The organism is Caulobacter sp. RHG1 (assembly GCF_013181195.1).
Lineage (GTDB): Bacteria > Pseudomonadota > Alphaproteobacteria > Caulobacterales > Caulobacteraceae > Caulobacter.
Map to the genome: position 1 here is coordinate 137,678 of NZ_SMZP01000006.1, position 13,308 is coordinate 150,985.

The window sequence follows — 13,308 nt, forward strand, 5'->3', positions numbered from 1 at the left end:
GCTCGGCCTCTTCCCAAGACCGGGTGAGTGTTGGGGATTTTGCTATGAAATCGACTGTGAACAACGGCGTCCGCAGCCGTCGCGGGCGCGTGCTGAGCGTCGCCGCCGTGGCGGGCGTCGCCGGTCTTGGCCTGCCGGCCCTGGTTCATGCCGAGACCGACGATGGCGCGATCGCCACCGCGCCGGCCGACGACCAGTCTTCCGAAGTCAGCGGCGTCCAGATCGACGCCCGCAAGTCGAACACCTCGCCCAAGCAGACCGCGCCGCTGCGCGACACGCCCAAGTCGATCACCGTCATCTCGCAGGACCTGATCCAGTCGACCGGCTCGACCAGCCTGGTCGACGCCCTGCGCACCGTGCCGGGCATCACCTTCGGGGCCGGCGAGGGCGGCAATCCGGTCGGCGACCGGCCGTTCCTGCGCGGCTATGACGCTCAGTCCAGCACCTTCGTCGACGGCCTGCGCGACATCGGCGCCCAGTCGCGCGAAGTGTTCAACACCGAGAGCGTCGAGGTCATCAAGGGCGCCAGCGGCAGCTATGCCGGACGCGGCGGAGCCGGCGGCGGCATCTACATCAACAACAAGACGCCGAACCGCACGAACGCGATCAGCGGCCAGGTCGGGGTCGGCACGGCCGACTACAAGCGCGCCACCTTCGACGTGAATCACGTGGTCGCCGACGGCGTGGCCGTCCGCCTGAACCTGATGGTCCACGACGCCGGCGTGGCCGGTCGCGATGAAGTCAATCAGAGCCGCTGGGGCGTCGCGCCGTCGATCGCCTTCGGCCTGGGCTCGCCCACCCGCGCGACGGTCAGTTACTATCACCTCGAGAGCGACGACCTGCCCGACAGCGGCATCCCCTACAGCAACCCCAACTTCGTGGCTCGCACCGATGGCCGCGTGCGGGTGCTGCAGGCCGGCGACGGCTCGCCGATCAAGGTCGACCGCTCGACCTACTACGGCATGAAGAACCGCGACTTCCGCAAGGAACGCGTCGACATGGCCACCGTGCGCCTGGAGCATGACTTCGGCCACGACCTGCACCTGCGCAACACCACCCGCTACGCCGAGAGCGCCCAGGACTACATCTGGACCCAGCCCGACGACAGCAAGGGCAACATCTATTACGGCCTGATCTGGCGCCGGCCCAACAGCCGCGTGACCGAGGTCAGCTATCTGACCAACCAGACCGATTTCTACGGCAAGTTCACCACCGGCGGCGTCGTCCACAACTTCGCCACCGGCCTGGAGTTCTCGCGCGAGGAAGGCGAGAACGACAGCTACGTGGTCACCTACAATGGGGTGGTTTCGACCAATGCGGCGCTGGCGGCCTGTAGCTCGGCGGCGATCACCGCGCTGCTGTGCACCAGCGTGAACAATCCCAACCCCGACGACGCCTTCACCGGCACGATCACGCGCAACGCCAATCCGACCAACGCCCGCACGGTCACCAAGTCGGTCTACGCCTTCGACACGATCGAGCTGAACCCGAACTGGCAGGTGAACCTGGGCGTCCGCTACGACGACTACGACGCGCGCTTCACCAGCGCCCGCGCTGCGGCCACGCCGTTCGCCCGCAGCACCTTCAGCCGCACTGACAAGCTGTGGAACTACCAGGCGGCCGTCGTCTACAAGCCGGTCGAAGCCGCTGCGCTCTACGTCTCCTACGCCACGGCCTCGACCCCCTCGGGCAGCTCGATCGCCCAAGGCAGCGAGAGCACGCCGCTCAGCAGCGACGTCAACGCCGCCCTCAGCCCCGAGAAGAACCACACGCTGGAAGCCGGCGCGAAGTGGGACGTGTTCGGCGGCAAGCTGTCGCTGACCGGCGCGGCTTTCGAGGTCAAGACCACCAACGCCCGCATCACCCAGACCGACGGCACGGTGGCCATGGCCGGCGAGAAGCGAGTCCGCGGCTTCGAGGTCGGCGCTTCCGGTGCGATCACCGACAAGTGGGATGTGTTCGGCGGCTACACCTATCTGGACGCCATCCTGGTCAAGAACGGCGGCTCGGGCGCGGCGGCGGGCCTGACCGACGGCCAGCCCTTCCCCAACACGCCCAAGAGCAGCTTCTCGCTGTGGACCACCTATGATGTCCTGCCGCGACTGACGGTGGGCGGCGGCGCCAACTACATGGCCAAGGTCATGGGCAGCACCAATCCGGCCCTGCCCAAGTTCGTGCCGGACTACTGGCGCTTCGACGCCAGCGCCACGTTCGTCATCAACGACCGGATGACCGCCCAGCTGAACATCCAGAACCTGACCGACGAGGTCTATTTCACCCAGGCCTATCCGACCCACTACGCCACCATCGCCCCCGGGCGCTCAGCGGTGCTGTCGCTGAACGCCCGGTTCTGATCCTTCTCCGGAAGGGTCGAGCCAGCCGCCTCGGCGCATCGCGTCGGGGCGGCGCTTTCATTTGGGCTGAGCCATGAGCGCCTTCTCGTTTCCGATCCGCACCCTCGTCGCCGAGGATGTCGCCACCCTGATGTCCGGGTCTCCCGAGGTCGCCCGGGCGACCGCGAGCGACCTGGCCGTCAAGGGCTCGGCCGCGGCTCAGGCGCTGCTGGGCCAGATGCTGCTGGACGCTTTCGGCGGTCCGGCCGATCCGGCCGCGGCGCTGGGCTGGTTCCGGAAGGCCGCGGAGGCCGGCGAGCCGATGGCGCTCAACATGGTCGGACGCTGCCATGAGAACGGCTGGGGCGTCGCAGCCGACATCGTCATCGCCGCCGACTGGTATCGTCGGGCCGCCGAGCAGGGCGGCGACTGGGGGATGTACAACCACGCCACCCGGCTGATGCTGGGCGACGCCGGTCCGGTCGACCGCGCGGGCGCCCTGGCCTGGTTCCAGAAGGCCGCGGCCCTGGGCCACGCCAAGTCGATCAACGTCCTGGGCGGCTTCTATGAGGACGGCTGGGAGGTCGAGCGCGACCTGGCCCAGGCGAAGGAATGCTACCAGCGCGCCGCGGATGGCGGCGACTTCCGCGGTCACTTCAATCTGGGCCGGGCGCTGGCGTCGGAGGGCGATATCAGCGGCGCCTTGGCTCGGTTCGAGGCCGCCGCGACGACCGCGACCCCGGCCTTTATCGCCAAGATGGTCGCCTTGCTGCGCACCGCTCCGATCGACGCCTACCGGGCTTTGGCCGAGCGCCTGGCGGCGGGGTGACGGGCTCAGTCTTCGACCGAGACGATGATCCGTCGGCCGGAGGCTTCGATCCCGGTCCTGGCCAGGGCCTCGATCAGCAGTTCGACCAAGGTCGCATCATCGCTCACCGACACCGTCTCGCCTTCGGCGGTGGTGATCGCCAGGCTGACCGCCGGCGGCGTGGCGTAGCGGCCGCGCCGGTCGGCGAGGCCGATCTCGTTGAGCACGCCGACCTCGACCAGGTCGTTGCACATCCGGTGCAGCGAGGAGCGGTTGACATCGATCTGCAGTTCGACCGCCTTCCACCACACCGCCTCGAGGTCGATCGGCGAGGGCACCATGTCGAGAACTTCGGCCAGGCGGCGGCGCTTTTCCGTGAGGCGCACGCCCAGTTGCTCGCAGCGCTCGACGACGCTGGGCCGTTGCACGTCATGCAGCGTCGCCGGGTCGATCGCGGCCGTCTGCGGCGGCGCGACGCGCGGCGCCAACGGGCCGCCCACGCGGGCCCGCAGCCTTTGGCCGTTCAACCGATAGAGGGCGCGAGCTTGAGACATGGTGGAGCGAAAGAGGCCGTGATAATGCGATCCAATTGCTTCATGAGCAGTCTGGACCACGCCTGTCGACGTCTGCGCGTCAATGTTGGGAAAATGTATAGTTCGGGCAATCTGCCGTTAAACTTCGCGCTCGATTGCCGCCGCGTTGGGGGCCTTGGCCTTGAACATCTTCCTACTTGAGGATGACGCCGACACGGCCGCCTTCATCGCGCGGGGACTGAAAGAGAAGGGGCATCAGGTGGAGGTCGCCGGCGACGGCGTCACCGCGATCACCCGCCTGCTCGCGGACCGGTTCGACGTCATCGTTCTGGACCGCATGGTGCCGGGCCTCGACGGCCTGACGGTGCTGAAGGCGGTCCGGGCCGCGGGCCATGCGACGCCGGTGCTGATGCTGACCGCCAAGTCCCAGATCGCCGACCGGGTCGCCGGCCTGGAGGAGGGCGCCGACGACTATCTGGTCAAGCCGTTCGCCTTCGCCGAACTGGCCGCGCGCGTCACGGCCCTGGGGCGTCGCCCGCTGGGTAGCGAAGCGGCGGCGATCCTCAAGGTGGCGGACGTCGAGATGAACCTGCTGCGACGCGAGGTCCGGCGGGGCGGCAAGGCGGTCGAGCTGCAGCCGCGCGAGTTTACGCTGCTGGAGCAGCTGATGCGCAATCCCGGCCGCGTCGTCACCCGCACCATGCTGCTGGACCAGGTCTGGAACTTCGGCTTCGATCCCAAGACCAACATCGTCGAGACCCACATGTCGCGCCTGCGCAGCAAGCTCAACGAAGGCTTTTCCCGCAGCGCCATCCGCACCGTGCGGGGCTCCGGCTATCTGATGGAAGACAGTGTTTAAGCGCGCGCCGCGCACGATCCGCGGCCTCAGCCTGGTAGTGGCGGGCGTGTCTTGCCTGTTGACCCTGGTCGTCGGGGTCATGACCTTCAGCCTCGTGCACCATGAGATCGAGCGGCAGCTGGATCGCCGGATCGAGCTGGAGACCCAGGCGCTGCTGGGGACCTACCGCCGCACTGACTTCGAGACCCTGGTCCGAGAGGTCGACGACCGGGCGCGATCGGCGGCCCGGGGTACGATCGGCTATCTGTCAGGACGATCCGAGACCGACAGTCGGATGGGCTATCTGGTGGTCGACGCCGAAGGGCGCCGGCGCGGCGGCGACTTCGACGGAGCTATGCCCAAGGCCGGCTGGTCGGAGTTTGCGCGCTATCGCCGGCCGGACGGTTCGGCGGGCGTCGCCCAGGCGATGAACCTGGCGCTGGATGGCGGCGGCCGTCTGGTCGTCGTGGCCGATCGCAGCGCCCTGATGGCGGTCGACCGCAAGATGATCCGCCTGGCTCTGATGCAGGTCGGCCTGGTGGCGGCGGTCGCCGTGCTGGCGACGTTCTGGTTCGGGCGGGTCGTGCAGCGGCGGCTGGAGAGCATCCACGGCGCGGCCGGGGACATCATGGCCGGCGACCTGTCGCGCCGCATGCCCCTGGATGGCTCGGACGGCGAGTTCGACCAGCTGGCGAAGGTCCTCAACCAGATGCTGGTCCGGATCGAGGACCTGATGAGCAATCTCAAGCAGGTGTCCGGCGACATCGCCCATGACCTGCGCACGCCGCTGACCCGTCTGCGTGCGCGCCTGGAGGACCTCGACACGGCGGGGACGCAAGCCATTGATCCGGACGGGCTGGAAGGCGCGTTGCGCGAGGTCGATGAGCTGCAGGCCCTGCTGTCGGGGCTGTTGGCGCTTTCCGAGATCGAGGGCCATTCGGTGCGCGACCGGTTCGCGCCCGTGGACCTGGCCGCAGCGATCGCCGACCTGGCCGAGGCCTATGAACCCGACTTCGAGGCGGCCGGACAGCGGCTGATCACTGATCTCGCGCTCGCGCAGGTGCGGGGTGATCGTCCGCTGCTGCTGCAGGCCTTGTCCAACCTGCTCGACAACAGCCTTACCCATGCGGGAACCGGCGCTCAGGTCCGGCTCGCCGTGAGCACGCAAGCCCGGCGGGTGAGGATCGATTTCGGCGACGACGGTCCGGGCGTGCCGTCTCAGGCGCGCGAGCGGATCTTCCAGCGGTTCGTGCGGCTGGACCCGTCCCGTTCGGCCCCGGGCCATGGCCTGGGACTGGCGACCGTGGCGGCCATCATCGAGGCGCACGGCGGATCGATCCGTGTGGTCCCTAGCGAGCGCGGCCTGGTCTACGTCATCGACTTGCCAGCTCTGGAAGATCGCTGAGGCCAGGCGTAACCGGCGACGTCGCACCGTGTAGCGAGAGGAAGAGATCGTGCCTGGACCGTCGCTCTCTTCCGTTGGCCTCAGCCTCCGTGGTCTGGCCAGCGACCTGGCCGGGCCGTTCGACCTGGATGTCGCGCCGGGCCAAGCGGTGGTGATTTCAGGCGCCTCGGGTTCGGGCAAGAGCGTCTTCCTGCGGATGGTGGCCGACCTGGATCCCTGCTGCGGCGAGGTCGAGCTCGGCGGCGTGTCGCGCAGCCAGATGAGCGGCCCCGCCTGGCGGACGCTGGCGCCCTATGTCGCCGCCGAGAGCGCCTGGTGGGCCGATCTGCTGGCCGACCATTTCCAGCCGTCGCACCTGGCCGCCGCCCAGGCCCTGGCCACGCGGCTGGGCGTCAACGTGCGCGCCTGGGATGGCCCGGTCTCGCGTCTGTCGACTGGCGAGCGCCAGCGTCTGGCCCTGATCCGCGCCCTGGTCCTGGAGCCGCCGCTACTGCTGCTGGACGAGCCGACGGGGCCGCTGGACCCGCTGTCGACCGCCGCCGTCGAGGCAGTGCTGGCCGAGCGGATCGCCGCGGGCGGCGTCCTGCTGATGGTCTCCCACGACGCGGGCCAGGCCCAGCGCCTGGCGGCTGCGCGCTATCGGATGATCGACGGACGCCTGGAGGCGGCGGCGTGAGCCCGATCGTCCTGACGCCCACCGACCTGGCCCTGGCCGCGCTGCTGGTGGTGCTGGACGCGGTCATCTCGGTGGTCCTGCGCCTGCAGCTGCATCGCCAGGTGCTTTGGGCGGGCCTGCGCATGGTCGTGCAGTTGGTGGCGGTGGGCTATCTGCTGCGCTTCGTCTTCGCCCTGAACAGCCCGCTGGCGACCTTCGCCGTCGTGATGCTGATGTCGTTGATCGCCGCGCGCGAGATCGCCACCCGACCCGCCCGACGCTTCAAGGGCCTGGCAGGCCATCTGTTGAGCGCGGCCAGCGTTCTCCTGGCCATCTTCGTCACGGCGGGCCTGGCCCTGGCCACCGCCATCCGACCCCAGCCCTGGTACGATCCGCGCTACGCCATCCCGCTGGCCGGGATCATTCTGGGCTCGGTGCTGAACGCCGGCAGCCTGACCTTCGACGGCCTGCTGGGCGGCGTGCGGCGCGAGCGGGGGGCGATCGAGGCTCAGCTGGGCCTGGGCGTTCCCTTCCAAAAGGCCATGGGACCGCTGCTGCGCGAGAGCCTGCGACGGGGTCTGATGCCTGTCATCAATCAGATGTCGGCGGCGGGTATCATCACCCTGCCGGGCATCATGACCGGCCAGATCCTGGCCGGGCTCGATCCGGTCGAGGCGGTCAAATACCAGATCCTGCTGATGTTCCTGCTGGCCGGCGCCAGCGGCTTGGCGAGCCTGGCGATCGCCTGGCTGACCGTGACGCGCCTGACCGACGAACGTCAGCGCCTGCGGTTGGACCGGCTGTACTGAGGTTTCGAGGGTTTAGAGGCAGTTCATGAGTAAGCACGACCAACGCCGCCGTCGCGGCCTCCTGGGGGCGGCGGCCGTTCTGCTGGCGCTGGCCGCGACGCCCGCGGGCCAGGCCCTGGCCCATCCGGGTCATGCCATCGTCCCCAAGGGGCCGGCCCATGCGAAGAAGGTCCGCGTCGACCCGGCCAAGCGCGAGTGGCTGGCCGGCGATCACCACGTCCACAGCTGGTACAGCGCCTCGGCCAAGCCGTCCGAGGATCCGACCAAGCCGCCAACGTTGATCAAGGGCGGCGACGGGGTCAATCCGATCACCACCAACGCCCAGATGGCCGCCAAGCACGGCCTGGCCTGGATGGTGGCCACCGACCACGGCGGCCCCGATCACGCCCGCATGAACCGCGACCTGGCCTATCCCGAGCTGGTGCGCTCGCGGAAGATGACCCCCAGCGTGCTGCAGTTCTGGGGCATGGAGCTGGACACCCCGGCCGCCGAGCATTCCAGCGTCATCATCCCGCGCTCGGCCGCCGAGCGCGACGCGCTGTACGATATCGAGCACACCTATAATCGCCGTGAACCGTGGCCCGCCGAGCCGGTTCGCGACACCGAAGGCTTCATGCTGGACGCTCTGCGCCAGCTCGAGGCCCAGCCCAAGCCGCCGCTGGTCATCGCCAACCACCCCTCGCGCACGGCCAAGGCCGTCGGGGTCTATGGCGCCTATTCGCCGGCCGAGCTGCGCGGCTGGAACGACACCGCGCCGCAGGTGGCGGTCGGCATGGAGGGCGCGCCGGGTCACCAGGCCGCCGGTCTCACCGCCGATGGCGGGCGTCGGGCGGACGGCGAGCGCGGCGGCTATGGTCGCGCCCCGACCATGGGGGGCTTCGACCAGATGACGGCGCGCCTGGGCGGGTTCTGGGACTCGATGCTGGGCGAGGGCCGCCGGTTCTGGGTGACCTCGACCTCGGACTCGCACCGCCACTACACCACGGGCGGCGAGGACTTCTGGCCGGGTGAATATTCCAAGACCTACGTCAAGGCCGTGCGCAGCTATGACGACGTGCTGGACGGCCTGCGCAATGGCCGCGGCTTCGTGACCCTGGGCGACCTGGTCTCGGCCGTGGACTTCACCGCCACAACCAATGGCAAGCGCGCCGAGATCGGCGGCGAGCTGAAGGTCGCCGAAGGCGCCGACGTGACCATCGTCATTCGCGTGCGCGATCCCAAGGGCGCCAATTTCGGCGGCGTCTCGCCCGATGTGGCGCGGATCGACCTGATCCGCGGCGATGTCACGGGTCCGGTCGCCGACCGCAGCCAAGACACCAACCCCTCGACCCATGTCGTCACGCGCTTCACGCCCAAGTCCTGGGCGCGCGAGGGCGAGATGCTGTCGATGGTCTATGTGCTGAAGGACGTGAAACGCTCGGGCTATGTCCGCATCCGCGGCACCAATGGCGAGGAGCTGGAGCCGCAGCCCGATCCCCACGGCGAGAACCCGTGGACCGACCTGTGGTTCTACGCCAACCCGATCTTCATCACCGTCACGCCGCCCGCCGGCGCCAAGTCCTGATCCTGGCGGCCCGGTCCGTCGCGTGCGCGGCGGGCCGGGGCCGGCGAGATTGGGAAATTGTATAGAAGTCTGCGTTCTGCGGCCGGAGGAGGCAGTCGAACGGGCAAGCTCCTGTTTTGAATGGCGAACTGGCGAGCCGTCGGCGCCCTTCCCATGAGCATCCGCGCCGCATCGGCTCCTCGACGAACGTCGACCCGCGATTGAGAATTGCTTGCAGAAGGCGCTGGGCGTAGGGAGCGCCCGCCGCGTCCGGCGGCGAGCAGGTTTCGCCATGGCTTCCAAGTTTCGCTGGATCATATTCCAGGCCCACTGGCTGCTGGGGATCACGCTGGGCGTCGTCCTGGGCCTGATGGGCGTGACCGGCGCGACCATGGCCTTCGAGGATCAGATCATGGAGACGCTGAGTCCCGGCGTCGTCCAGGTGGCGGTCCGCGCCGAGCCGGTCCTGACGCCTGACCAATTGCTGGCCCGCTTCGCCGTTCAGGCGCCGGAGGCCAAGCCCACCAGCCTGACCCTGCGCGACAAGGCCGGGGCCTCGGCCCAGGTGACCTTCACCAGCCCGGACGCGCCCAAGGCCCAGAAGCTGTATCTCGATCCCTACAGCGGCGTGGTGCTGGGCAAGGCCACGGGCGAGCCGTTCTTCGCCACCGTGCGCCGGCTGCACCGCTGGCTGCTGCTGCCTGGCGACGGCGAGGGGATGGGCCGGCAGATCACCGGCGCAGCCGCCATCAGTCTGATCTTCTTCGCGATCTCGGGTCTGTATCTGCGCTGGCCCAAGCGTCTTCTGGATTGGAAGGTCTGGCTGAAGCCCAATCTCAAACTGAAGAAGCGCGGCCTGTACTGGTCGCTGCACGCGGTGGCCGGGACCTGGGTGTTCCTGATCTATCTGACCATCGCCATGACCGGCCTGACCTGGTCGTATGGCTGGTACAAGGCCGGGTTCGAGACGGTCATGACCGGCAAGACCGAGGCCGCCGCGGCGCCCGCCAAGAAGGCCGGCGCCAAGAAGGCCAAGGCGGTCGAACCGCTCACCCTGGATCTGGCCTGGCGCGCGGCCCAGGGCGCCGAGCCCGGCGCGACCCAGACCATCATCACCCTGCCCAAGTCCGCCGCCGAGGCCGTGCGCATTCGGGTGCTGCCCAAGGGCGCGGCCCACGAGCGGGCCTGGGACGAGCTGAAGGTCAGCGCCGCCGGCGTCGTGACCGCGAACGTCCGCTACGCCGAAAAGTCGTTGGGTGAAAAGATCATGAGCGCCCGTCTGGCCGTGCACCGCGGCTCGTTCTTCGGCCTGCCGGGCGCGATCCTGTTCATGCTGGCGGCTCTTTCGATGCCGCTGTTCCCGATCACCGGCTACCTGCTCTACCTGGGCCGCCGCAGCGCCGCCCAGGCCCGGCGTCGCAAGCAGGCCCTCGCGGCCGCCTGACGCGCGCCATTCCTCCATTCGCATACGACGACGCACTGGATCTTCACGTCATGACCGCTTCGACTGCTCTCTTCCGCCTGTGCCTGGCGGCGTCCGCCTCGCTGCTGCCGCTGGCCGCCCAGGCCGCCGGCCAGGAGACCGACGCCTCGGTCTCGGAAGTGCGGGTGGTGGCGCGCGCCGCGCCGGTCCCGGTCGAGGCCGATGACCGCTATCAGCCCACGCCCGACGCCTCGACCCTGCGCAGCACGGTGGCCGTGCTGGACACCCCGCAGATCGTCAACGTGGTGCCGGCCCAGGTCATCCGCGATCAGAAGCCGCGCTACCTGGACGACGTCCTGACCAATGTCAGCGGCATCACTCAGGGCAACACCCTGGCGGCGACCCAGGACACCATCATGAAGCGGGGCTTCGGCGGCAACCGCGACGGCTCGATCATGCACAACGGCATGCCGCTGGTGCAGGGCCGGGGCTTCAACGCCGCCGCCGAGAGCGTGGAAGTGCTGAAGGGGCCGTCCTCGCTGCTCTACGGGATCATGGACCCGGGCGGCGTGGTCAATGTGGTCAGCAAGAAGCCCCAGCTGAAGCGTCGCACCGTCCTGACCGCCTATGCCGCCGGCTACGAGGGCGGTCGCAACGGCGGCGGGGCCACGATCGACACGACCGGCCCGCTGGCCGGCTCGCTCGCCTATCGCCTGATCGTCGACTATTCGGACGAGGATTACTGGCGCAATTTCGGCACGCGCCGCGAGACCCTGGTGGCCCCGTCGCTGGCCTATTACGGCCGCAGCACCCAGGCGGTGCTCTGGTACGAGTACCGCAACTACCTGGCCCCGTTCGACCGCGGCACAGCGCTGAACCCGGCCACCTTCAAGCCGCTGGACATCCCCAAGACCCGCCGCCTGGACGAGCCGTTCAACAGCATGGACGGCGAGACCCACCTGGCCCAGTTCTCGCTGGACCACCAACTGGGCGGCGGCTGGGCCGCGCATGCCAGCCTCAGCTACAATGAAGAGACCTACGACGCCAACCAGCTGCGGGTGAACGGCGTCAACACCACGCGCGGCACGCTGACCCGCTCGAACGACGCCACGCACGGCGCGCTCAGCACCGACGGCTATGGCACGGCCTATGTCGACGGCTCGTTCACCCTGGGCGGGATCCGCCACGACGTGCAGTTCGGCGGCGAGATGGAGCGCCGCAAGATCTATCGCAAGGACCTGCTGCGTCAGGCGACGACCACGACCTTCAGCTATCTGAACCCGGTCTACGGGACCGAGCAGCCCTCCAAGACCGTGTCGGCCAGCGACAGCGAGCAGACCGACAAGCTGCGCAACCAGTCGCTGTTCATCCAGGACTCGCTGCACTTCGGCGACCGCTGGATCGCCGTGGCGGGCGTTCGCTACCTGGCCTGGCAGCAGACCGCCGGCCGCGGCCGGCCGTTCCGCGCCAATACCGGCACCGACAGCAACCGCTGGCTGCCGCGCTTCGGCCTCGTCTACAAATGGTCGCCGGTGGTGTCGGTCTACGGCAGCTACACCCAGTCGCTGCGCCCGACCTCGACCATCGCGCCGCTGTCCAGCGGAGTGATCATCGACAACGCCATCGCGCCCGAAGAGTCCAAGTCCTGGGAAGCCGGCGTCAAGCTGGACATCCCCGGCCGCATCACCGCCACCGCCGCCCTCTTCGACATCGACAAGAAGAACGTGCTGGTCTCGCAGTTCAACGACGTGACCAAGTTGACCGACTGGCGCACGGCCGGGGCGGCGCGCTCGCGCGGCTTCGAACTGGACGCCGCCGGCCAGGTGACCGACCGCTGGAGCCTGATCGGCAGCTACGCCTATACCGACGCCAAGACCACCGAGGATCCGCTGTACGCCGGCAACCGCCTGTGGAACGTGGCCAAGAGCACGGCGGGGCTGTCGGCGGTCTACGACTTCGGCGCGGTGCTGGGCGCGACGCGGCTGCGGGCCGGGGCCGGCGCGCGCTACGTCGGCAAGCGGGCCGGGGACTCGGCCAACACCTTCATGCTGCCCTCTTACACCACGGTCGACGCCTTCGTGACCTATGGCGCCAAGGTCGGCGACCAGCCCTTCAAGCTGCAGCTGAACGTCAAGAACCTGTTCGACAAGGCCTACTATCCCTCGGCCGTGAACCAGTATTTCGTCTCGATCGGCGACGCGCGCCGCGTGTCGCTGCAGGCCTCGGTGGAGTTCTAGATGGCTGTCGTGAAGCGCCGCGGCGTCCTGGCCGGACTGGCGGTAAGCGTCCTGGCGACGCCGGCGCTGGCGGCGGCGGCGCGCAAGGTGCTGCTGGTCGTCCAGACCGAGGGCGCCAGCCTGGCCGACGACCAGAAGGTGCGCGAGCGGCTGACGGCGCAGGGCTGTGCGGTGACGCTGGCCAACCAGGACGCCGACCCGGCCGCGGCCAAGGGCTTCGACCTGGTGATCCTGTCCTCGACCGTGGCGGCCAAGGACCTGAAGGCCGGCTGGCGCCAGTCGCCGGTCCCGCTGCTGCTGTGGGAGAACGACGCCCTCGACGATCTGGCCATGACCGGCAAGCGTCATGACGTCGACTTCGGCGAGGCCGAGAAGGAGCGCTATCTCTGGATCGTCAATGCGCCGCATCCGATGGCCGCAGGGCTGCCGGCTGGCGTTGCCAATGTCTATGTCCGGCAGGCGGGCATGAGCTGGGGCAAGCCGGGCCTGGGCGCCACGACCATCGCCACCCTGTACGGCCAGCCGGAGAAGGCCGCGATCTTCGGCTACGAGAAGGGTGCGACCATGGACTACGAGGCGCTGGCCCCGGCGCGGCGCGTGATGATCTTCCTGAACAACGACACCTTCTCCAACCTGTCTCCAGCCGGTCTGGCGCTCTTCGACGCCGCGGTCGCCTGGGCGATGGGCTAGAGCCGTCCACGGAGCATTTTACGTCCCTGGCGAC

11 protein-coding genes are annotated in these 13,308 nt (G+C 68.9%); 10 read left to right on the forward strand and 1 reads right to left on the reverse strand.

Translation table 11 applies throughout. The annotated features are described in order from the left end of the window. Positions 1 to 44: 44 nt before the first annotated feature. Positions 45 to 2,354, forward strand: a complete 2,310-nt coding sequence (locus E1H18_RS17150; protein WP_172270685.1) for a TonB-dependent siderophore receptor — start codon at positions 45 to 47, stop codon at positions 2,352 to 2,354. Between the two features lie 73 nt (positions 2,355 to 2,427). Further along, positions 2,428 to 3,162, forward strand: a complete 735-nt coding sequence (locus tag E1H18_RS17155; RefSeq protein ID WP_172270687.1) for a tetratricopeptide repeat protein — start codon at positions 2,428 to 2,430, stop codon at positions 3,160 to 3,162. A gap of 5 nt (positions 3,163 to 3,167) precedes the next feature. Here the strand turns inward: E1H18_RS17155 and E1H18_RS17160 are convergent, their stop codons facing one another. Further along, complete coding sequence (locus tag E1H18_RS17160; protein WP_172270689.1) at positions 3,168 to 3,695, reverse strand: hypothetical protein; 528 nt, start codon at positions 3,693 to 3,695, stop codon at positions 3,168 to 3,170. A gap of 160 nt (positions 3,696 to 3,855) precedes the next feature. Between E1H18_RS17160 and E1H18_RS17165 the strand changes: the two genes are divergently transcribed. From E1H18_RS17165 to E1H18_RS17200, 8 genes are all read left to right on the forward strand, one after another. Next, positions 3,856 to 4,533 (forward strand): response regulator transcription factor, encoded by a 678-nt coding sequence (locus tag E1H18_RS17165; RefSeq protein ID WP_172270691.1) that lies wholly within the window; start codon positions 3,856 to 3,858, stop codon positions 4,531 to 4,533. After that, positions 4,526 to 5,917 carry an ATP-binding protein gene (locus E1H18_RS27365; RefSeq protein WP_206679088.1) on the forward strand — a complete coding sequence of 464 codons (1,392 nt, stop codon included), beginning with the start codon at positions 4,526 to 4,528 and terminating at the stop codon, positions 5,915 to 5,917. Before E1H18_RS17165 ends, E1H18_RS27365 begins: the two co-directional genes overlap by 8 nt. A gap of 49 nt (positions 5,918 to 5,966) precedes the next feature. Continuing rightward, positions 5,967 to 6,593 carry an ATP-binding cassette domain-containing protein gene (locus tag E1H18_RS17175; protein WP_172270693.1) on the forward strand — a complete coding sequence of 209 codons (627 nt, stop codon included), beginning with the start codon at positions 5,967 to 5,969 and terminating at the stop codon, positions 6,591 to 6,593. Then, positions 6,590 to 7,381 carry an iron export ABC transporter permease subunit FetB gene (fetB, locus tag E1H18_RS17180; protein ID WP_172270695.1) on the forward strand — a complete coding sequence of 264 codons (792 nt, stop codon included), beginning with the start codon at positions 6,590 to 6,592 and terminating at the stop codon, positions 7,379 to 7,381. The genes E1H18_RS17175 and fetB overlap by 4 nt, the downstream gene beginning before the upstream one ends. A gap of 25 nt (positions 7,382 to 7,406) precedes the next feature. Next, positions 7,407 to 8,945 carry a phosphoesterase gene (locus E1H18_RS17185; protein WP_172270697.1) on the forward strand — a complete coding sequence of 513 codons (1,539 nt, stop codon included), beginning with the start codon at positions 7,407 to 7,409 and terminating at the stop codon, positions 8,943 to 8,945. 271 nt (positions 8,946 to 9,216) lie between these two features. Further along, a complete protein-coding gene (locus tag E1H18_RS17190) occupies positions 9,217 to 10,368 on the forward strand; it encodes a PepSY domain-containing protein (protein ID WP_172270699.1) in 1,152 nt (383 codons plus the stop codon). A 50-nt stretch (positions 10,369 to 10,418) separates the two neighbouring features. Further along, the gene (locus E1H18_RS17195) at positions 10,419 to 12,584 is read left to right on the forward strand and encodes a TonB-dependent siderophore receptor (RefSeq protein WP_172270701.1); all 2,166 of its coding nucleotides are present in this window, start codon (positions 10,419 to 10,421) and stop codon (positions 12,582 to 12,584) included. Continuing rightward, positions 12,585 to 13,274 carry a hypothetical protein gene (locus tag E1H18_RS17200; protein ID WP_172270703.1) on the forward strand — a complete coding sequence of 230 codons (690 nt, stop codon included), beginning with the start codon at positions 12,585 to 12,587 and terminating at the stop codon, positions 13,272 to 13,274. It abuts the gene before it with no gap. Positions 13,275 to 13,308 lie beyond the last annotated feature (34 nt).